Origin of the sequence: Trinickia symbiotica, assembly GCF_002934455.1 — a bacterium.
GTDB lineage: Bacteria > Pseudomonadota > Gammaproteobacteria > Burkholderiales > Burkholderiaceae > Trinickia > Trinickia symbiotica.
Map to the genome: position 1 here is coordinate 131672 of NZ_PTIR01000008.1, position 19777 is coordinate 151448.

The 19777-nt window shown below is 64.7% G+C and carries 17 protein-coding genes; 7 read left to right on the forward strand and 10 right to left on the reverse strand.

Going from position 1 to position 19777, the window contains the following annotated elements; all coding sequences use genetic code 11:
• Positions 1–16: 16 nt before the first annotated feature.
• From B0G57_RS13810 to B0G57_RS13820, 3 genes are read right to left on the reverse strand one after another with little or no spacing between them, the layout of a single operon-like run.
• A complete protein-coding gene (locus tag B0G57_RS13810; RefSeq protein ID WP_026230277.1) occupies positions 17–1231 on the reverse strand; it encodes a glycosyltransferase family 9 protein in 1215 nt (404 codons plus the stop codon).
• Positions 1228–1857 (reverse strand): D-glycero-alpha-D-manno-heptose-1,7-bisphosphate 7-phosphatase, encoded by a 630-nt coding sequence (locus tag B0G57_RS13815; protein ID WP_018443961.1) that lies wholly within the window; start codon positions 1855–1857, stop codon positions 1228–1230. Before B0G57_RS13815 ends, B0G57_RS13810 begins: the two co-directional genes overlap by 4 nt.
• An 18-nt stretch (positions 1858–1875) precedes the next feature.
• The gene (locus tag B0G57_RS13820; RefSeq protein ID WP_018443962.1) at positions 1876–3180 is read right to left on the reverse strand and encodes a glycosyltransferase family 4 protein; all 1305 of its coding nucleotides are present in this window, start codon (positions 3178–3180) and stop codon (positions 1876–1878) included.
• A 326-nt stretch (positions 3181–3506) separates the two neighbouring features.
• Here B0G57_RS13820 and B0G57_RS13825 point away from each other — a divergent pair, with 326 nt between their 5' ends.
• Positions 3507–4445: a glycosyltransferase family 2 protein gene (locus B0G57_RS13825; RefSeq protein ID WP_018443963.1), complete on the forward strand. Its 939-nt coding sequence runs from the start codon at positions 3507–3509 to the stop codon at positions 4443–4445.
• Here the strand turns inward: B0G57_RS13825 and B0G57_RS13830 are convergent.
• The 4 genes from B0G57_RS13830 to B0G57_RS13845 all read right to left on the reverse strand — a co-directional run bounded on the left by B0G57_RS13830 (position 4388) and on the right by B0G57_RS13845 (position 11796).
• Positions 4388–5107, reverse strand: a complete 720-nt coding sequence (locus B0G57_RS13830; RefSeq protein WP_018443964.1) for a PIG-L family deacetylase — start codon at positions 5105–5107, stop codon at positions 4388–4390. The genes B0G57_RS13825 and B0G57_RS13830 overlap by 58 nt on opposite strands.
• Before the next feature lie 114 nt (positions 5108–5221).
• Entirely contained in the window at positions 5222–6181 is a 960-nt protein-coding gene (locus B0G57_RS13835; RefSeq protein WP_018443965.1) for a chemotaxis protein CheV, read from the reverse strand.
• Between the two features lie 391 nt (positions 6182–6572).
• On the reverse strand, positions 6573–11054 hold the full coding sequence (locus tag B0G57_RS13840; protein WP_018443966.1) for a DEAD/DEAH box helicase: 4482 nt from the start codon (positions 11052–11054) through the stop codon (positions 6573–6575).
• Between the two features lie 58 nt (positions 11055–11112).
• Positions 11113–11796, reverse strand: a complete 684-nt coding sequence (locus tag B0G57_RS13845) for a BPSS1780 family membrane protein (RefSeq protein ID WP_146013367.1) — start codon at positions 11794–11796, stop codon at positions 11113–11115.
• A 228-nt stretch (positions 11797–12024) separates the two neighbouring features.
• On the opposite strand from B0G57_RS13845, the gene ggt reads away from it, so the two are divergent.
• The 6 genes from ggt (at position 12025) to egtD (ending at position 17767) form a co-directional block, all read left to right on the forward strand.
• Positions 12025–13692 (forward strand): gamma-glutamyltransferase, encoded by a 1668-nt coding sequence (ggt, locus tag B0G57_RS13850; RefSeq protein ID WP_399277559.1) that lies wholly within the window; start codon positions 12025–12027, stop codon positions 13690–13692.
• 265 nt (positions 13693–13957) lie between these two features.
• On the forward strand, positions 13958–14206 hold the full coding sequence (locus B0G57_RS13855; protein ID WP_018443969.1) for an AbrB/MazE/SpoVT family DNA-binding domain-containing protein: 249 nt from the start codon (positions 13958–13960) through the stop codon (positions 14204–14206).
• On the forward strand, positions 14200–14520 hold the full coding sequence (locus tag B0G57_RS13860) for a type II toxin-antitoxin system PemK/MazF family toxin (RefSeq protein ID WP_026230278.1): 321 nt from the start codon (positions 14200–14202) through the stop codon (positions 14518–14520). The genes B0G57_RS13855 and B0G57_RS13860 overlap by 7 nt, the downstream gene beginning before the upstream one ends.
• 100 nt (positions 14521–14620) lie before the next feature.
• The gene (locus B0G57_RS13865; protein WP_020566571.1) at positions 14621–15508 is read left to right on the forward strand and encodes a DUF72 domain-containing protein; all 888 of its coding nucleotides are present in this window, start codon (positions 14621–14623) and stop codon (positions 15506–15508) included.
• Positions 15509–15513: 5 nt separating this feature from the next.
• Positions 15514–16755, forward strand: coding sequence for an ergothioneine biosynthesis protein EgtB (egtB, locus tag B0G57_RS13870; protein WP_018443972.1), 1242 nt, complete (start codon positions 15514–15516; stop codon positions 16753–16755).
• Complete coding sequence (gene egtD, locus B0G57_RS13875; RefSeq protein ID WP_399277486.1) at positions 16739–17767, forward strand: L-histidine N(alpha)-methyltransferase; 1029 nt, start codon at positions 16739–16741, stop codon at positions 17765–17767. The genes egtB and egtD overlap by 17 nt, the downstream gene beginning before the upstream one ends.
• Positions 17768–17795: 28 nt before the next feature.
• On the opposite strand, the gene B0G57_RS13880 is transcribed toward egtD, so the two are convergent.
• The 3 genes from B0G57_RS13880 to B0G57_RS13890 form a co-directional block, all read right to left on the reverse strand.
• Positions 17796–18113 carry a hypothetical protein gene (locus tag B0G57_RS13880; protein ID WP_018443974.1) on the reverse strand — a complete coding sequence of 106 codons (318 nt, stop codon included), beginning with the start codon at positions 18111–18113 and terminating at the stop codon, positions 17796–17798.
• Positions 18114–18220: 107 nt separating this feature from the next.
• Positions 18221–18814 (reverse strand): IMPACT family protein, encoded by a 594-nt coding sequence (locus B0G57_RS13885; protein WP_018443975.1) that lies wholly within the window; start codon positions 18812–18814, stop codon positions 18221–18223.
• The gene (locus B0G57_RS13890) at positions 18811–19713 is read right to left on the reverse strand and encodes a LysR family transcriptional regulator (protein ID WP_018443976.1); all 903 of its coding nucleotides are present in this window, start codon (positions 19711–19713) and stop codon (positions 18811–18813) included. The genes B0G57_RS13885 and B0G57_RS13890 overlap by 4 nt, the downstream gene beginning before the upstream one ends.
• Between the last annotated feature and the right edge of the window lie 64 nt (positions 19714–19777).

The following is a 19777-nucleotide window of genomic DNA, read 5'->3' on the forward strand; positions in this document are numbered from 1 at the left end:
CAGCACTCCTCACTTGTCAGTCGGACAGTTGCAAGGCGGCATGGCTCGCCGCCGCGCTCGGCACGGCATCGGCGGAGTCGAAGACGAGGCCTTGCTTGGCGGCGAGCTCGAGCGCGGCCGCGGCGACTTCGGCCGCCGGCACGCCGAGCAGGCAGGCGTGGTGACCCTTGGGGCAAACGCTGCGATAGCACCAGCGACAGTCCACATCGCGGAACAGCACGCGCTGCTCGGTCTGCCAAGGCGTATGCTGCGGATTCGTCAAGGCATAGAGGTCGACGACGGGCGTGCCGAGCGCCGAGGCAAGATGAACGGGGCCGCTATTGTTGGCGATGAGCACGCATGTGCGCTCGATGAGCGCGCCGAGCTCGCCGAGGTCGAGCTGCCCGGCGAGGTCGTGGAGTCGCGCTCGCCAATTCGGGCCGGCTCGTTCGATGACTTCGCGGATGAGCCCGCGCTCCGCTTCATCTCCCGCGAGCAGAATCGGTAGCGACGTGAGCCGGGCGAGACGCGCGGCGACTTCTGCGAATCGCTCGGGCGGATAGCGGCGCGATGCGGCGCTTGCGCCCGGATGGATCAGGAACCACGGATCGTGCGGGCGCAGCCCATGGGCGATGAGCTGCCTGGTGAGCTTGCGCCTGGAACGCGTATCGACCTTGAAGTGCATGCGCGTATCGCTGCAGACAGCGCCGACGTTCGCGACGAGTTTGAGTTGCCGCTCTGCCTCATGGCGCACGCCTTCGCTCGGTTCCGTCTCGCAGATCCAGTCCGTCAACAGGTGGTAGGGGTTTTCGCGGCAATGCGCCAGCCGTCGCGGAATGCCGGCGAGATAGCAGAGCATCGCGGCGGGCAGCGGATTCTGACTGTAGACGGTGAAAATGACGGCGGCGTCGAAGCGCCGCTCGCGCAAGGCGCGGACCATATCGATATCGGCCGATGGATCGGGGTCGGGCGAGAGGCCATGCCACGGCGCATCATAGGGAATGACTTCGTCGACGTCCTCGAGAAACGGCGCGAGGCTCGCTCCGACTTTCGACGTGAGCAACGTGATGTGCCTGTCTGGCATGGACGCGCGCAACGCATGGATCGCCGGCGTCGTCATGAGGACGTCGCCGATCCGATCGAGCCGCACGCAGAGGATGCGCTTGACGTCGGCGCCCCAACGCTTTACCGCCGATTCACGCACGCTTGCATGCGCGAGCATGGGCGTGATGGTGAAAGGGACCCCGTTCATCGACGATCCTCCGCCAGGCCCGCCCGTACTGAAGTCGCCGGTGCCGCATCCCGAGGCGCCGCACCTGCCGTCGCCTCGACGATCGCGAGCGCCGCCCGATAGACATCGGGCACGCGCAGCGTCGGCCTGCGCAGTGGTCCGTCCCGCCATTCGGTCTCGTTGCCGTTGTCGATCAGAATGGTGCGGCAGCCGGCGCGCGAGCCCGCTTCGACATCGTCGAGAATGTCGCCGACGAACCAGCTCCTTCGCATATCGAGCGGATGCTCGCGCGCCGCGCGCATGATGAGTCCCGGCGCGGGCTTGCGGCAATGGCATGTAACGGCATAGCGCGGGACGACACCCTTGGGATGGTGCGGGCACCACAAGGCGGCCCTCAAGCCGGCACCGCATGCCGCGAACATGGCGCGCAGGTGCGATTCCATGTCGGCGAGCGCTTCGAAACGAAACCGTCCGAGCGCGACGCCGCTCTGATTGCTGACGACAAAAAGCGCGAAGCCTTGCGCGCCGAGCAGCGACAGCGCCTCGGGCGCGCCGGGCGCGAAGTGCATCAACGTCGGATCGACGTTGTACGGCACATCGTCGAGCAATGTACCGTCCTTGTCGAGGAACACAGCCGGTTCGAGCATCGGGAAAGTCGATCGATTTCAGGCGCGTTGGGCCGCTGAACGTGCGGCGGAGACTCTGACGCGCTTGGCCGGTCGCGCATCGGATGTCGGTTCCGCGGGGACGCGCGCGAGCTGTCCATAAACCGCTTCGAGCTGTTCGGCTACGCCGCTCCAGGTGAAATGCTCGTGCGCACGTTCCAGGCCGGCCGCGCCCATGCGCTCGGCGAGCTCCGGGTCTTGCGCCAGGCGCGCGAGCCGTTCGGCGAGCGCCTCGGGGTCGCGCGGCGGGACGAGAAAGCCCGTTTGGCCATCGACGACGCTGTAGCGAATGCCTCCGACGTCAGCACCGACGACGGGCCGCGCGCAAGCCATCGCCTCGATCGGTGTGATGCCGAACGGCTCGTACCAGGGCGTCGTGACGAAGACGTCGGCCGCCCCGTAATAGTTGCGCAGTTGCGCGCGCCCGCGTCGACCGACGAACGTCACGTCCGCGTCGGCGCCGCAGCCGGCCGCCACCCCGCGCAGGCGCGCGATCTCGGGTGTGGCGATTTCGTTGGGTATGTCGGCATTGCCGCCGACTACGTAAAGATGAGCGTCGATGCCCATGCGCGTGCGCAAGATGGCGAGTGCACGCACGACGTTGTCGATCCCCTTGCGCGGCACGATGCGCCCAAGCTGCAGGACGGTGAACCGGTCGCGCGGCCAGCCGAGCGCGGCGCGGCAGTCCGCGCGGTCGGCGGGCGAGAACTCGGACGTATCGAAGCCGCAAGGCACGATACGAATGCGTTTCGGGTCCGGCGCATAGTGCTCACGTAGATCGAGCTCGTCCTGAGGACACTCGGCGATAATCGCGTCGGCTTCGCGCACGAGCCGCTCCTCGATGCTGAACCGCTCATCCGGGAAGCCGTCGTCGGCGCCTTGATGAAGCCGACGCACCTTGCCGAGCGCGTGAAACGTCATCACGAGCGGAATGCCGAGCGTCTCTTTCGCCTTTAGCGCTGCAAGGCCCGACATGAAGAAGTTGGCGTGGATGACGTCGTACCGCCTGCGCTCCCGCCGGCAAAATCCCAGCAGGAAATCGGCGAACTCGGGCATATAGGGCAGCAACGCTTCTTTCGGCATCTGCATCGGCGGCCCGGCGGGGACATGAACGACGCGCACCCCGTCCATATCGGAGATGGCGGGCAGCAGCGCGCGATCGCGCCGGGTGAACACGTCGACCTGATGCCCCGCGCGGCGCAACTGACGGGCAATATTCGCCACATAGATATTCTGTCCGCCACTATCGACGCCGCCCGCGACGGCGAGCGGCGACGCGTGTTCGCTGACCAGTGCGATTTTCATAAGGTGTCCTTAATTTTTGAGCTTGCCGGCCCCGGAAAGCTTGCCGGGAGGCCCTCGCGGATCAAGGGAGTGGCGAGCCGTACGCACTGTTCGAGCACATCGTGTGCCCATCGCTTCGCGGACCGGTCAAAGCTGCATAACCGCTGCAACGCCCCTGCAACGCTTCTGTGATCTTTACTCGGTGGCGCAGGCTTGAGCGGCTCTTACAGGGAGAATGTAATTACGCTGCATCGACCAGGCGAGGCGCTGCTGAAGCGCTGCGCGCATGGGATTGCTTTTTGCTGACGTACCGGGCGATATTGACCGACCCCGGCGAGGCAAAATCGATGAATGCGCGAATATCGGTCGTCGTGCTGACGCACAACCGTGTGCGTGAGGTCACGCGGACCATAGAGCGGTTGCTGTCGCTTCCTGAGAAGCCGCCTGTCATCGTCGCCGACAACGGTTCAGACGATTCGACCGTCGCGGAGCTCGAGCGCCGCTTTCCGGACGTCGTCACCATCGCGTGCGGCGCGAATCTCGGGGCGGCGGGACGCAATCGCGCGGTAATGCGGGCGACGACGGACTACGTCGCGTTCAGCGACGACGACACGAGCTGGGAGCCCGGCTCATTGGCCGAAGCGGTGCGCGTGCTCGACGCCGCCCCCCGGGTTGCCGTGCTCTCGGGGAAAGTGCTCGTGGGGGACGAGCGATGGCTCGATCCGACCTGCTCGCGCATGAGCGCCAGTCCGCTCGCTAGCGAGGGTTTGCCGGGTCCCTCGTTAATCGGCTACATGGCCGGCGCGTGCGTGTTTCGAACCGCGCTCTTTCGCGAAATCGGCGGTTATGAGCCGCGTCTTTTTATTGGCGGAGAAGAAGAGCTCGTCGCGCTCGACGTGCTCGAGGCGGGCCACGCGATTGTCTATTGCGATTCCGTCGCAACCACGCATTGGCCCTCGCCGTCGCGCGATGCGTCGCTACGACAGCGCATGCTCGCACGCAACGCTGCACTGATCGCCTGGCTGCGCTTGCCGCTTCCGGAGGCGTTCGCGGCGACATGGAGGGCTTTCGCCGCGCTGATGCGCGAACGTAGCCTGGCCCGTCATGGGCCTTCGCTGCTGCGCGATCTGCTTTGGGCTATCCGGCGGCGGCGCGTCGTCTCTGCTCGCATCATCCGTATGCGGCGGCAAGTGCGCGACGCCGAGCGAGACTTGGCTTTCCGACGGGATTACCGGCGGGTACGGCGGAGCCGCCCTGCCTTTCCGTCGAACGAGAGTCGCCAGTAGCGCTCGGGTTCGACGAGGTCGTTCGGGTGTGCATCATCGAGCGCGCGCAGTTGACTGCGATACGCCCGCACGCTACGCCATTTCCGGGTGGCGGCCCGTGCATTGCGCTGCGCGTCGAGGAGCGGTCCGGCGGTTGCGAGCTCGAGCCGCAGGCCGCGCCGCGCCAGCGCTTCGCGCCTTTCTTCCGCCACATGCCGCATGCGCCGATATAGGGCGTCCTCGTAAAGGATGACATCCGGCATCGCGTCTTGAACGAATAGCGCGCAACAAGCGTCCGAAGCGAGCGTGTGGTCCGAATGATAAAGGCCGAGGGGCGCAAGGACAGTGGGACGACCACAGGATTTCCACGCGTCGTCGAGTGCGCGTGCAACGGCATCGCACGATGGCGAAGCCCCATACTGGGAGTCGAGGAACGGAAGGCGGCGCGGCTGCGCGTCGAGCATATCGAGTGCGTGATCGTCCTCGCGCTGGCGCGCTCGCAATGCGGCGTCCGAGTGAAGAAATCCCGCGCGGCGGTCCCAGGACGTTGAAAGCGGCATGGTGGGGGCGCCGGCGAATACGGTGCAGACGATGGATCGGGGATGGGTTGCGAGCGCGGCGCCGCAACCGAAAGCCGCATCGTCGAAATGCGGCGAGACGACAAATAGCGTGGACGAAACCATGATGACCGAGTGTGCGAACGGCTCGAGAGCCCGATGCCTCCCTCGGCGCGCAAATGCGATGCCCGAGGCCGCGTGCCGCCCACGCCCCAGTGTGGCTGAGCCGTGTCTAACCGATCAGCCGGCCAGCGCCTGCCGGATGGCGGAAGCCAGGTCGCCCGCCTGAAACTTCGCCACGTAGCCCGTCGCACCGGCGTTCTTGACGTGCGTTTCGTTGGCCGTCCCCGTCAGCGAAGAATGGATGATGACCGGGATATCGCGCGTGCGCTCGTCCCCTTTGATGAGACGCGTCAGCATGAAGCCGTCCATTTCGGGCATTTCAAGGTCGGTCAGCACGAGCGCGATTTTGTCGCGAGTGCGCAGGCCTTCCTGCTGCGCTTCGCTCGCGATGCGATCGAGCGTGTCCCACGCCTCCTGCCCCGTCTTTGTCATGACGTATTCCGTGCCGAGGGCGGTCAGGCTCTGTTCGATCAGCTTGCGCGCGAAACCCGAATCGTCGGCGGCGAGAATCTTGGCGCCGCGCTTCACCGTCAGCGTGCTCCCCACTTCAGCCGGGTCGACGCTCGGGTGCTGAGCCGGGAATACGTCTCGCAGCACCTGCTCCACGTCGACGACTAGCGCAAGCCGCGAATCGCCGGTGTTGCCGTCGATCCGCGCGATGCTCGTAACCGTGCTTCCGCCGGCCGAGGACTCGGCCGAGAGCACCTGATTCCATTCGAGGCGGACGATATCGTCGACTTCCTCGACGGCGAACGCCTGTGTGGAGCGGGCAAACTCCGTGACGAGCAGAATGTTGAGCCCGCGCGTGGGATTGCACCCCATCAACTTGGGCAGGTCGATGACAGGAATGATCTGCCCGCGTATGTCGACGGCGCCGAGCACGTGCTCGGATGAGCCGGCGATTGGCGTGATCGACGGCATCGTCATAATTTCGCGGATCTTGAAGACGTTGATGCCGTAAAGCTCGTGCGAGTCGTCGTTGCCTGGCGCCGCGCCGAGCCGGAAAAGGAGGAGCTCGAACTTGTTCGAACTCGTCAGGTTGGTGCGCTCGTCGATCGAGTGGTGGTCTGCGGCCATCGAAGAATTCCTCCGGGTTGCGCCCGATGCCTTTGCGGGTTGCGCCGCTTCTCGAAGCCGGTGAAAAACGGTATTCCGGCAAAGGGGGTAATGCTTGATAACGGCGGCTTGCGGGGAAAGTTGATAGCGCTGCGTACTTCTACTTAGAGGTACGGTCCCGTTGTCCGGAAGGATCCGGTTGGGCCGGCAAGTGGATAGTGGGCAGCCTGTGCGCCTGGGCACCGCCAGGTTTCGCGCGCGATCGGCGCGCCGGCGCAAAAAAAAGCGCGGACAAGCCGCGCGTTCAAAGAGATATGATGAAAAAGACCGCTTCGAGCGGCAATTGCAGTATAAGGGAGAAGCATCCCGATAGGCTTAAGCGAAAATGAAATCGAGACTCTTCTCATGCCGTTCATGCACGCCGAACGAGCTGCGCGTGCGCTTTTTCCTTTTCCTGCGGCGTAAGCTCCACGGCGTAATCGAATTTGCCCGATACGAGTCTCGCGACAGGCGTGCCGTCACGATACACAACGCGGTTGCCCATGAGCGCCGGGACCTTTTCTCCCGGCAAAATGGTGCCGACGAGATTGAGCGGATCGGCGCCGCTGAGGCAGACCATCTCTCCGTTCCGATCGCGCTTGCGCACGTCGCGCAACAACGCGATCGCTTCCGGGAGCGCGAACTGCTCGCCGGACAGTCCGTTGACGAATCGTCCGCCGCGCACTTGACCGCGTGCTTCCAGCCGCTGGAGCACGCGCAGCAAGTCGCGCCAGCGCGGTAGCCACGTTGCTTCGCGCTCGAGCAATTGCCAGCAGACGACGCCGTAGCGTCTGAGCAGCGTCATGGCGACGTGCTCGGCGAGCTCGGGCGGTGTGACTGACGCCGTTCGCGATCGCGGCTCTGCGCTCGGGCGACGATCGCGCGCATCGTCGCGGCTGCTGCCTGACGCCGAGGCAGCCGCGTCGGGATGATCATGGGCCGCCACGCGCCGCGTAAGCGCCCAGCGTCCTGCATCGTCCATTCCGCCGATGAAGGCGCCATGCTGCGCGAAGTGGCGGCCCCGGCGCGCGCTGACGCGCGACGCACGCTGACGCGCCGCCGCCGGTTTCAGTAATGCCCGCAGCCCGGCAAAGCTGTCCGCATTCGCGAGTCCCGCGGCGACGAGCTCGCCGAGTGCATTCTCGAGCTCGATCGGCAGCATCTTGGTTTCATGCAAGAGCTCGTCGAAGAACATGGCGCCGTGCCTGGTCAGCGCGTCGAAGACGCCGCGAGCGCGCGCCGAGAGCGTATCGGCGCTCGGCGTCGAGGCGAGGCTGTGCCAGGTAGGCAACTCGCGGCGCGGTAGCAGCGCGATCGGCGTGGCGCGCACAGGCGCACTCGATCCGTGATTGCCGTCCACGAGCCGTACCCATACGAGCTTGCCCGATCGGCAAAGCTCGTCGAGCGACATGCCCGTGTAGTCGCGTATCCGCGCCGGAAGAATCTCTTCCTCCCAGGCGGCGGCCGCGGCGGCGAAGCCTTCGAGCTGCGCGATCGTCGCCGCCAACGCGTCGCGACCCATGCCGCGCGCTTGCGGTGCGACGCGCTGCCACTCGAACAGAAACCGCATGAAGTCGGCGCGCTCGACCGGTTCGATCTCACGCCGCAAGCGCCTGATCGTATAGCGATGGATGCGCGCGAGAAGATGACGCTCGCACCATTCTTCTTGCGCCGCATCGGGTGTGAAGCGTCCGCGCATCGCATAGCCTTCGCCCTCGAGCGTGACGAGTGCCGCGGCCACCGTGGATGCGGGCAGCGCAAGCGGGCGTGCGATCGCCGCGACCGTCGATGGCCCTGTCGCCGTCAGGCGCGCGCGCACGATTTCGACGGCGGCGCTTTCCGGAGTCCATGTGTCGGGCACGCCGTCGGGCGCATGAAGATGCGGCTCGTAGACCGCGTCCGGATAAACGGCGCGCAGGCAGGTGAGCCGCTCGATCGGCAGCCATAGCGCGTCGCCCTCGGCCACTTGCATGCGCGTCGCGCGCCCCGCATGCGCCAACGCGCCGAGCCATGCAACCCAATCCGCGTCGTTGCGCGCTTCCTTTTCGGCAATGCAGCCGAGCCCCATCAGCGCTTCGTGCATCTCGTCCGCATTGCGCGCCTGCGGCCAGGCTTCGTCGCGCACGCTGGCGATCGCATCGGCATCGAGCGCGCCGAGGTCGTCCGCACTGTCCGGTTCCTGAAACCGTCGGGCCAGCACGGCCTGCGTGCGCCGCTCTTCGAGCGGTGCATCGTCGAGGAATGCGTAAGGCCGCGCATTGAGTATCTCGGCCGCGAGCGGCGATGGCGCGGGCAGCTCGCGCGTGACGAGATCGAGCTCGCCGCGTTCGATCCTGCGCAACAATGCCAGCCAGCCGTCGCAATCCATCGCTTCGTGCAAACAGTCGTCGACCGTCTGATCGACGAGCGGATGTCGCGGCAACTCGCGCTCGCCGACGATGTTTTCGAGGCAGGCGACCTGGTCCGGGAACACCGCGGCGAGCAGGTCCTCGCTCTTCATCCGTTGCAGTTGAGGCGCCGTTTTGCGTCCGCCGGTGAAGCGAGGCAACGCAAGCGACGTGGTCGCGTTCCAGCGCCACCGCACGTTGAAGAGCGGCGCATCGAGCAGCGCCTGGATAAGCACGTGCTCGGCCGTGTTCGAATGCAGGTAGCGCCAGACTTCGTCGAGCGCGAAGCTATGGCCGCCCGTGAGCGAGAGCACGATGGCGTCTTCGGTCGCCGCCGCCTGCAGCTCGAAATTGAACGTGCGGCAAAAGCGCTTGCGCAGCGCCAATCCCCACGCGCGGTTGACGCGGCTGCCGAACGGCGAGTGAATGACGAGCTGCATGCCGCCCGATTCGTCGAAGAAGCGCTCCATGACGAGCCTGTCCTGCGTCGGCAGCACACTGAGCGCCGCGCGTGCGCGTGCGAGATAGTCGACGATCTGGCGGACGGCGTTGTCCTCGAGCCCCAGCTCGCTCGTCAGCGCGGCGACCGCTCGATCGAGCACCGCCTCCGATGCCCCGCGGACGGTTTTACGTACGGCCTCGTCGCGACTATCGTAAGGACTGCCGATCAACTCGTCGACGCGCGCGCGCAGTCGCGAGACGGCGGCCGAGAGCTCGTTGCTGCGGCCCGGCGCTTCGCCGAGCCAGAAAGGAATATTCGGCGCCTCGCCCGCGGCATCGACGACACGCACGCGCCCCGTCTCGACGCGCAGGATCCGATAAGCGCTGTTGCCAAGCTGGAAAACATCGCCGGCCAGGCTTTCGACGGCGAAGTCCTCGTTCACGGTGCCGATTTGAATGCCTTGCGGCTCCAGCAACACCGAGTAGTCCGCGTTGTCGGGAATGGTGCCGCCCGACGTTGCCGCCGTGAGCTTGCTGCCGCGCCGGCCGCGCAGCGTGCCCGTCACGATGTCGCGGTGCACGTACGCGCCGCGCGGGCCGTGCCGGCTCGTATAGCCTTCCGCCAGCATGCGCAGCACGGCGTCGTAGCGTTCGCGCGTGAGCTCGGCGTAAGGCGCGGCGCGGCGCACGCAATCGAAGAGCGCATCTTCGCTCCATTCCTCGCAGGCGACTTCCGCGACGATCTGCTGCGCGAGCACGTCGAGCGGCGCGCGCGGGATCAGCAGCGCGTCGAGTTCTCCGCGCCGAGTGCAGTCGATCAGTGCCGCGCACTCGATGAGATCGTCGCGCGAGGTCGGAAAAAGGCGCCCCTTCGGCATGCCGCCGACATGGTGCCCGGAACGTCCGACGCGCTGCAGAAACGGCGCGATCGCGCGCGGCGAGCCCAGCTGACAGACGAGATCGACATCGCCGATATCGATGCCGAGCTCGAGCGATGCCGTCGCAATCAGCACGCGCAGCGCACCGCGCTTCAGGCGCTGCTCTGCATCGAGCCGATGCTCCTTCGCCATGCTGCCGTGATGGGCCGCGACGGCGTCCTTGCCGAGCCGTTCGGTCAAATGGCGCGCAGCCCGCTCGGCCATGCGACGCGTATTGACGAAGACGAGCGTCGTTGCATGGGCCGAGACGAGTTCGGCGAGACGGTCGTAGACTCGCTCCCAGACCTCGTTGGCCATCACCGCTTCGAGCGGAACGGGCGGCAGCTCGAGCGCGAGATCGCGCGGGCGATCGTGGCCGACGTCGACGATCGCGCATTGCGCATGGTCTCCCACGCCGACGAGAAAGCGAGCCACGGCTTCGATCGGCTTTTGCGTTGCGGAAAGGCCGATGCGCGGCAGGCGTCGCCGGCAGAGCGCGTCGAGCCGCTCGAGCGACAGAGCGAGGTGACTGCCGCGCTTGCTGTCGGCGATCGCATGGATTTCGTCGACGATGACCGTTCGTGTCGTCGAGAGCATGCGGCGCCCGGAATCCGACGAGAGCAGCACGTAGAGCGACTCCGGCGTCGTCACGAGGATGTGCGGCGGGCGCTTCTTGAGCGCGTTGCGCTCTTGCTGAGTCGTATCGCCGGTACGGACGGCCGTGCGAATATCGACACGCGGCAGGCCTTGCCGCGCGAGCTCTTCCGCGATTCCCGACAGCGGCCGGTCCAGGTTCGCGTGTATGTCGTTCGAGAGCGCCTTCAGCGGCGACACGTAGACGACGAGCGTTTGGTCGGGCAACGAGCCGCCGCGAGCAAGGCCCTCGCGCACGAGCTCGTCGATGGTCCAAAGGAATGCGGTGAGCGTCTTGCCCGAGCCGGTCGGCGCGGCGACGAGCGTGGACACGGCGCGGCGAATATGGGGCCACGCGCGGCATTGCGCGTCCGTCGGCGTATCGAACGTTGCCTGAAACCAGGCCGCCACCGCGGGGTGGAAATCGGCCAGCGCAGGCACGGCGGCATCGGCGACGGGACTATCGGGAGCGTTCATTTGAGGCGATCTGGGGGCGTTCGATCGATTTCTCAATGGCGGCGAATCGACGAATTCGTCAGGACTGCTCAATAAACATATCGCGCGACGCCGTGTACGTCGACAGATAGATAAGCGGAGCCACGACGAGGAGCGCGATACCGAGTGTCACCAGGGCCGCGAGCAGCAATCCCGCCACGAAGGCGCCATAGACGAGTGTCGACCACGGATTGCGGCAGATGGCGAGAAAACTCGCCTTCAACGCGGCGTCCGGCGCGGCGCCGTGCAGCACGACCAACGACGGCGCGAGCCAGAGCGCCATTGCGCTGCCGAAAGCGGCTACGACATAAAGCAGTGCCGCGAACCACGGCGCGGCGCCCGCCTTCGCGGCGGGATCGGCACTGATGAGCAGATGCAGTCCAGCCGACACACGAGTGCCCGCAAAATCGCAGAGAAGCGATGCGAACAGCGCAACGAGGCCGGCCGCGAAGAGCGGCTGGAAATTTTTGCGGATGGCGTCGAAGACGTCGGCAATCTTGACATCCCCCGTCGCCGCGCAGCCTTGCGCCGCAGCCGTCATTCCTCCGGCCCAGAGCACGGTGAAGACTGACACCAGGTCCGAGGCAAACGGGATCGCGCCGAGCGCAACCGTGACGGCGAGATCGATGACGCCGAGCGCGATCCATACGGCTGGCCGCATGCGAAAGAGCGACCACGCGCTTGCGATCCACTGCGATCCGTGTTCGGCGGGAACCGTGCGCATCTGCATATCGGAAAGCATTCCTTACGAAATAGTCGGATTCTGAAAGCGATTCGTCTCTGCCATTATCGTCGAACGGCGCGTTGCGCCCTCAATCCGCGTTTCGCAAACTGTTTGTGCATGGTATAAGCGCCGTCAGGTCATTTTGTCGACGAAGGAGGAGATTCGATGAGTTCGATAGTCGGGATCAAGTCGGCCGCGGCCGCATCGGCGATCGTTGCGTTCGCAACGATGTCGATCGGCTTTCTCGAAAGCACGCCCGCCGTTGCGAAGACCAATGCGGCAAAACCTGTATTGACGGCCTCCGCGCTGGCGGTGGCCGACAAGTACAGCGCCGATGCGGCCGAGCGCATTTTCAAGGAGGGTGGCAATGCCGTCGACGCTGCCGTGGCGATCGCGTTCACGCTCGCCGTCACGTACCCTGAAGCCGGCAATCTCGGCGGCGGCGGATTCATGACGCTCTATGTGAACGGCAAGCCGTACTTCCTCGATTATCGAGAGCGGGCCCCGCTTGCCGCGACGAAGAACATGTATCTCGACAAGGACGGCAACGTCATCAAGGGGATGAGTCTGGTCGGCGCGCGCGCCGTCGGCGTGCCGGGAACCGTCGAAGGCATGTGGGAAGCGCAAAAGCGTTTCGGTCGGCTGAAATGGAAACAGGTGCTGGCCCCGGCGATCCATTACGCGCGCGATGGCTTCGAGGTCGACGAGCAGCTGCAGCAGCGCCGCGACAGTGCCGCGAAGGACTTCGGCGACAAGACGAACTTCGACAAATATTTCGGAGGACTGAACAACGGCGTGACCTTCAAGCAGCCCGAGCTTGCCGCCACGCTGACGCGCATCGCCGAGCACGGAGCGAAAGGGTTCTACGAAGGCGAGACGGCGAAACGCATCGCCGCCACGATGAAGGCGGATGGGGGACTCATCACCGAGCGCGACTTGCATGAATACAAGGCGGTCTGGCGGCAGCCCGTCGAGGCCAACTGGAACGGCTATCGCGTGATCACGGCACCGCCTCCGAGCTCGGGCGGCGTCGGCCTCGTGCAGCTGCTCAAGATGAAGGCCGATCTCGCCAACGATTTCGCCAACGTTCCGCTGAATTCGGCGAAGTACATTCATCTCGTCGCCGAGATCGAGAAGCGCGTGTTCGCCGATCGTGCGCAGTACCTCGGCGACCCGGACTTCTACAAGGTGCCCGTCGCGCAGTTGATCGACGACGCGTATCTCGCCAAGCGCGCGGCGGACGTCGATCCGAACAAGCCCTCGGATACCAAGAGCATTCAGCCGGGGCTCGGTACGTCGATGCCGGAGAAGGCGGAGACCACGCATTTCTCGGTCGTCGACAAATGGGGCAATGCCGTCTCGAACACCTATACGATCAACGGGTATTTCGGCTCGGGCGTCGTGGCGGAGGGCACCGGGGTGCTGCTCAACGACGAGATGGACGATTTTTCGGCAAAGCCGGGCGTGCCGAATATGTTCGGCGTCGTGGGCAGCGATGCGAATGCGATCGCGCCGAAAAAACGCCCGCTTTCCTCGATGACGCCGACGATTCTGACCAAGGACGGCAAGGTATCGCTCGTCATCGGCACGCCGGGCGGCTCCCGCATCTTCACGTCGATCTTTCAGGTCATCAGCAACGTCTATGACTTCAAGATGCCGTTGGCCGATGCGGTGGCTGCGATGCGCTTCCACCATCAGCTGCTGCCGCCGAACACGATCTTCTGGGAGCCTTACAAGCCGATCGAGGGTGAGCTGGCTCAGCAGTTGCAGTCGATGGGATATGTGCTGCAGAAGCAGGGCTTCAACGGCGACATCCAGGCGATCGAGATCGAAGGCGATACGCCGACCGCCGCGGCCGATCCGCGCGGCCGCGGCGTCACGAGGATCGTTCAGTAGCCATCGGTCCGATCGCAGCATCCCGGGCCTGCCGTCGATATCCGCAGGCAGGCCTGCCCCGGCGCCCCGAGTCGCCGGCCCCCACCCGCCTCCTATGCCGAACGGCCGAATTGCCCGGGTCGGTCTCAGTTAGTTACTGTCTGCTTCCAGTCTCTGCGGCGCCGTGATGGTTTCCGCATCGGCATCGTGCTATCCGAACGGATATGTAATAACATTGTGTTGACCATCTTCCCGAGATGGTATAACTTTGTGCTTACATATTGCCATGAAGACGACGATTCGCAGAATGGGCAACTCGCAAGGAATACTGATCCCCAAGCCGATCCTGGCTCAGCTTGGGTTCGAACATGAGGTGGAAATGGAAATCGAGGGCGATGCACTGGTGATTCGACGTCCGCTGAAGAAGGCACGTGAAGGCTGGGCGGACGCAAGCAAGCGTCTCGCGGCCGCCGGCGATGATGCGCTCGTGATGGGCGAGTTCGGCAACGGCGAAGACGCGGAGTGGTCGTGGTAGTCCGGGGCGAGGTGTGGCTCGTCGCGCTCGACCACACGCTCGGCAGCGAGATTCAGAAGACGCGGCCGTGCGTCGTCGTCTCTCCGCCCGAGCTGCATGAGCATTTGCGCACGGTCATCGTGGCGCCTATGACGACGAAAAGCCGCCCCGCGCCGTTTCGTGTACCCGTGACGTTCGAGAGAAAGCGGGGGCTCATTCTTCTGGACCAGATCCGAACGGTCGACAAGATTCGATTGGTGAAGAGGGCTGGGGCGATCGTCGACAGAACATTGGCCGATACGTTGCATACGCTGCAGGAAGTCTTCGCGGAATGACGGCGAGCGCGCGCCGTTTTGAGAGCGCGCGGCCTCGCCGAGCCGGGAATAGGCCTTGCTGCAACGCGCAGTCACCGCGAAAGAGGGGTGCGACGAACAAATGGCTATCCTTATCGGCATTTCGGGCTGGCGCTACGAGGGGTGGCGCGGTGTGTTCTACCCGAAGGGACTCCGGCACGCCAGCGAGCTTTCGTTCGCATCGCGGGCCGTGGACACGATCGAAATCAACGGCTCGCATTACTCGCTGCAAACGATCGACAGCTACCGCTCATGGCATGAAGAAACGCCTGACGGTTTTGTGTTCGGCGTCAAGGGGCCTCGATTCCTGACGCACATGCTGCGTTTTCGCGATGAGGCGGCGAGGCCCGCCATCGCGAATTTTTTCGCCTCGGGCGTCCTCGCGCTCGACGAAAAGCTGGGCCCGTTTCTCTGGCAGTTTCCGCCGAACTTCCCCTTCGATGTGACGCGGCTGGAACGCTTTCTCGATTTGCTGCCTCGAACGGTGCAAGAGGCCGTTGCCCTGGCGTCGCAACACGACGCACGCGTCAAACGCGCGTGGTTCGAAGCGAGCGGCAATGGCCAGCTCCGGCACGCGGTGGAAGTCAGGCACGCCAGCTTTCAAACGCCCGAATTCGCGGACATGTTGCGGCGTTACCGTGTTGCGCTCGTCGTTTCCGATTCTGTGGCAGGATGGCCCTATGCCGAAGACGTCACGTCGGATTTCATCTACATGCGCCTGCACGGCACCGAGACGCTTTATAGCGGCGCATATTCGGATCGCGCGCTCAAACGATGGGCCAAACGGATTGCGATCTGGGCGCGAGGCGACGAACCGGCCGATGCCGTTCGCCTCTCGCCTTCGCCTGTGCGCCGTGAGGAACGCGATGTCTTTTGCTACTTCGACAACGACCAAAAAGTGGAAGCCCCGTTCGATGCCCAGCGGCTCAAGCGCTGGATAGCGGCGGAGCAGACAGGAGCAAGCCGATGACACGGATGGTGTCCGAACTGCTGCAGGCGTTTCGTAAAGTGCGCAAGCGGAGCGTCGAGCTCGCGAGTTCTCTGTCGCCCGAAGACCAACAGGTGCAATCGATGCCCGATGCGAGCCCGACGAAGTGGCATCTCGCACACACGACCTGGTTCTTCGAGACGGTGCTGCTCGTTCCTCACGCGCCCGGCTACGTTCTCTTCCACGACCATTTCCCCTTTCTGTTCAATTCGTACTACGAAGCATTGGGTCCGCGCCATGAGCGCGCGCAACGAGGGTTGCTGACCAGGCCGTCGCTCGGCGAAGTCCATGCATACCGCCGCCATGTCGACGCGGCGGTCATGGCGCTCATTGAAATGGCCGATCGCGATTCGTTCGACCGGATTGAGCCGATCGTGACGCTCGGCCTGCATCATGAAGAGCAGCATCAGGAGCTGATCCTGACCGACATCCTGCACGCGTTCTCGTGCAATTCACTGATGCCCGCCTATCGCGCCGAGTCGCGCGAGCGGCCGCGAGGCCCGCATTCATCGAAGGTGGCGACGACGCAAGCCGTAGCGTACCCGATCGAATGGCTGCGCCAGCCCGGCGGCATCGTCGGCATTGGACACGCGGGGCAGGGGTTTTGCTTCGATAACGAGCTGCCGCGCCATGAGACGTTGCTGCGACCGTATGAAATCGCCCACCGCCTCGTCACCTGCGGGGACTATGCATCGTTCATTGCCGATGGGGGGTACCGGCGGCCCGAGCTCTGGCTATCGGACGGCTGGGCGATGGTTCAGCGCGAGCATCTTGCCGCGCCTCTTTATTGGCGTGGCATCGACGATGGCAACTGCGAGAACGACCCTTCGGGCTGGCTTGTATTCGGCCTCGACGGCCTCGAGCCGATGAACCCGCGCGCGCCCGTTTCGCAACTGAGTTTTTACGAGGCCGCGGCCTACGCCGAGTGGGCCGGTGCCCGGTTGCCGACCGAATTCGAATGGGAGGCCGCTTTCGACGCGCCGGGCATTACGCAGATGACGGGCCACGTTTGGCAATGGACGCGCTCGTCATACGATCCCTATCCGGGTTTTCGGCCGTTGCCGGGCGTAGCGGCGGAATACAACGGCAAGTTCATGGTCGGGCAACTCGTCTTGCGCGGCGGCAGCTTGGCGACGCCGCCGGGGCACACGCGTCCTAGCTACCGCAACTTCTTTCCGCCGGCGGCGCGCTGGCAATTTTCGGGAGTACGCCTTGTACGAGACATCTGAAGCAACGGGTTTGGCCGGTGCGGCCGAATTCGTTGGCAGTCCTCTTCGAAAAGGCGCGGCCGCAGCCGAGTTCGCGCGCGATCTTGTCGCCGCCTTATCGAAAACGCCGCGCAGCATTGCGCCGAAATACTTTTACGATGCGGCGGGCTCGGCCCTCTTCGACAGGATCTGTGAATTGCCCGAGTACTACCCCACGCGGACCGAGTGGCGAATTCTGACGAGCCATGCGCATGACATCGCGCAATGCATGGGATCTCGCGCGGACATCGTCGAATTTGGCGCGGGATCGCTCGCGAAGATACGGCTGCTGCTCGATGCGTTCGTTCCGCGCGATGCGCCGCGGCGCTACTTTCCCGTCGACATCTCAGCCGAGCATCTGGATAGCGCCGCGCGGAAACTGCACGCCGACTACCCGCAGCTTTCGGTGCAGCCGGTCGCGGCCGATTACATGAAAGAGGAACAACTGGCCGGTCTCGCAGCGAGCCTCGAAGCGTCGTCGCAGCGCCGCGTCGGTTTTTTTCCGGGCTCGACGATCGGCAATTTCGATCCTGACGAAGCCGCGGCGTTCCTGCGCCTCGCCGCGCGCTTGCTGCGCGGTGGCGGGCTGCTCGTGGGTGTCGATCTCGTGAAGGAGCCGCAGACGCTGCACCGTGCGTATAACGATGCCCAAGGCGTGACGGCGGCGTTCAACCTGAACTTGCTTAGGCGGGCGAACGATGAACTGGGCGCTGACTTCGACGTGAAGAAGTTCGCGCACTACGCGTTTTACGAGCCGGTAAAGCAGCGAGTGGAGATGCACCTGCTCAGTCTTTGTGCGCAAACGGTGCGTCTGGCCGGAAGAGAATTCGCTTTCGAAGAAGGCGGCAGCCTTCATACGGAGAACTCATACAAGTTCACCATCGAAGGCTTCCGTGCGCTGGCGGTTTCGGCAGGATTCGTGCCGGGCCCCGTATGGACCGACGAGGCGAGGCTCTTCAGCGTGCATTGGTTGGAGAGCCCGTCCGCCGGTTGAACTCGGGCCTGCTCGCTCCGCGTCGCCGTTACCAGCCGCGGCGCTCACGCCACTCGTGTTCGCGCCATTCGTGTTCGCGCCACTGACGCTCACGCCATTCGTGACCGCGCCATTCGCGTTCGCGCCAGTCGTCGCCTCGCCAGTAGCCGACCGCGTACGGTGCTGGCTCGACGTAGGCAGGGGCGGCAGGCGCTGCATAAACGGGCGCGGGACCTGTATAGACCGGTACCGGGGCCACGCCGACGGGCACGCCGATGCCCACGGCGAGATCGACATGCGCCGAGGCCGCCGTGGAAACACCGAGGACCATGAGACCGATGAACCCTCCAATGAGCTTCTTGTTCATTTGCGTGACTCCTTGCACGATGCGTGCGTTTCAGTTGACCACGGCCTTAGTCTAGGAGCGCGGCCCGGACACATGTGAAAACGCCGTGCGAGATCGGTAACGCAAGATTACGGCCGGGTTTCGGGGAAAGTCGCTTTGCCGAGCGTCAGGTCGATCAACGCGGCGCGGGCTGCATCGAGCGCGGTCGCGGGAAGTTCCATGTCGAGTCGCACACCGACATCGTAAGCAGTACTGACGAGCGAGACGCGCTCTTGATCCATCCAACGCCGTACTCGCGCCTCGTCGGCGTAACCGACCTCCACGACGAGGCGCGCCTGCGCGATCCGTTCGACGCGTTGGATCTGCTGAAGGGCGCCAGCGATCGCATCGGTGTAGGCGCGTACGAGACCGCCCGCGCCGAGCTTGACGCCGCCGTAGAAGCGCACGACGGCGCAGAGCACCCCGTCGAGATCATGGTGGCGCAGCACTTCGAGAATGGGCCTGCCCGCCGTTCCTGACGGCTCGCCATCATCGGACATGCCCGACTGGCCGCCTGCGAGCAGTGCCCAGCAAACATGGGTGGCTGTCGGATGCTCATGGCGCAGCCGCTGCAGCGCCTGCATCGACGCATCGCGATCGGCGACCGGGATCGCGTAGGCGATGAAGCGGCTTTTGCGGATTTCGACTTCGAAAACCGAGGTCGCCGCTAACGTATAGGTCATGACGATTGCGGCCTCAATAGATCGACCAGCGCCAGGGCCTTGGCCGGCACGCGGTTCGTGGGCGGAAATACGGCGCGAATATCGGACTCCGGCGCGACCCAGCGTGGCAGCAGACGCACGAGCGCGCCGGCCGCAACATCGCCGGCCACCGAGAAATCGGTCAGCACGCCGAACCCGCCGCCCGCGAGCGTTGCCGCGCGGCAGGCCGTCGCCGTATTCGCGAGGAACCCGCTGCGGCCGCACTTCACCGTTTTTTTCGTGCCACGCGTGTTCTGAAGCTCGAACGAGAACGGGTGCGGCAAAATCGAGACGGCAACGTAAGGCATGGAGGCAAGGTCTGCCGGGTCGCGCGGCTCGCCATACTTGGCGACGAATTCCGGCGCGGCCACGACCCACTTGGCGTAGCTGCCGATCTTCACGGTTCGATAGGTCGAATCGGCGAGCCGGCCGAGACGGATCGCGACGTCGATGTTTTCCGCGACGAGGTCCATATAGCGATCGTTGCAGATCAGCTCGATATCGAGCTCCGGATGCATACGCCTCAGTGCGACGATTGCGGGGGCGACGACGAGCTGGCCGAAATCGATCGGCGCCGTGACACGCAAGGTGCCGCGTAGCGGTCCGCCGTCGCCGGCCACGTCCGCCAACGCTTCCTCGGCGGCGCGCAAGATTTCGCGCGCCGCCTCGTAAAAGCGCCGTCCCGCTTCCGTAACGTTGAGCCTGCGCGTCGTGCGAATCAAGAGGCTCGCGCCCACCTCGGCCTCGAGCCGCTGCATGTGCGTACTTACCACCGTTTTCGCAAGTCCGAGCCTTTCGGCCGCGGCGGTCAGCGAGCCTGCTTCCACGACAGCTGCGTAAATGCCGAGCCGATTCAGATTCACATCCCGCACGTCCGCCATCTGCGATTGTCCGTTCAAAGAGGATTGTGTTTTTGCGATTATCCGTCTTCCGCTGACAGTTTGC

What these genes read in the sequence shown, in the direction of transcription:
- B0G57_RS13810 (WP_026230277.1), bottom strand. Translation starts at nt 1,231, where the DNA reads ATGAACGGGGTCCCTTTCACCATCACGCCCATGCTCGCGCATGCAAGC.
- B0G57_RS13815 (WP_018443961.1), bottom strand. Translation starts at nt 1,857, where the DNA reads ATGCTCGAACCGGCTGTGTTCCTCGACAAGGACGGTACATTGCTCGAC.
- B0G57_RS13820 (WP_018443962.1), bottom strand. Translation starts at nt 3,180, where the DNA reads ATGAAAATCGCACTGGTCAGCGAACACGCGTCGCCGCTCGCCGTCGCG.
- B0G57_RS13825 (WP_018443963.1), top strand. Translation starts at nt 3,507, where the DNA reads ATGAATGCGCGAATATCGGTCGTCGTGCTGACGCACAACCGTGTGCGT.
- B0G57_RS13830 (WP_018443964.1), bottom strand. Translation starts at nt 5,107, where the DNA reads ATGGTTTCGTCCACGCTATTTGTCGTCTCGCCGCATTTCGACGATGCG.
- B0G57_RS13835 (WP_018443965.1), bottom strand. Translation starts at nt 6,181, where the DNA reads ATGGCCGCAGACCACCACTCGATCGACGAGCGCACCAACCTGACGAGT.
- B0G57_RS13840 (WP_018443966.1), bottom strand. Translation starts at nt 11,054, where the DNA reads ATGAACGCTCCCGATAGTCCCGTCGCCGATGCCGCCGTGCCTGCGCTG.
- B0G57_RS13845 (WP_146013367.1), bottom strand. Translation starts at nt 11,796, where the DNA reads ATGCGCACGGTTCCCGCCGAACACGGATCGCAGTGGATCGCAAGCGCG.
- ggt (WP_399277559.1), top strand. Translation starts at nt 12,025, where the DNA reads ATGTCGATCGGCTTTCTCGAAAGCACGCCCGCCGTTGCGAAGACCAAT.
- B0G57_RS13855 (WP_018443969.1), top strand. Translation starts at nt 13,958, where the DNA reads ATGAAGACGACGATTCGCAGAATGGGCAACTCGCAAGGAATACTGATC.
- B0G57_RS13865 (WP_020566571.1), top strand. Translation starts at nt 14,621, where the DNA reads ATGGCTATCCTTATCGGCATTTCGGGCTGGCGCTACGAGGGGTGGCGC.
- egtB (WP_018443972.1), top strand. Translation starts at nt 15,514, where the DNA reads ATGGTGTCCGAACTGCTGCAGGCGTTTCGTAAAGTGCGCAAGCGGAGC.
- B0G57_RS13880 (WP_018443974.1), bottom strand. Translation starts at nt 18,113, where the DNA reads ATGAACAAGAAGCTCATTGGAGGGTTCATCGGTCTCATGGTCCTCGGT.
- B0G57_RS13885 (WP_018443975.1), bottom strand. Translation starts at nt 18,814, where the DNA reads ATGACCTATACGTTAGCGGCGACCTCGGTTTTCGAAGTCGAAATCCGC.
- B0G57_RS13890 (WP_018443976.1), bottom strand. Translation starts at nt 19,713, where the DNA reads ATGGCGGACGTGCGGGATGTGAATCTGAATCGGCTCGGCATTTACGCA.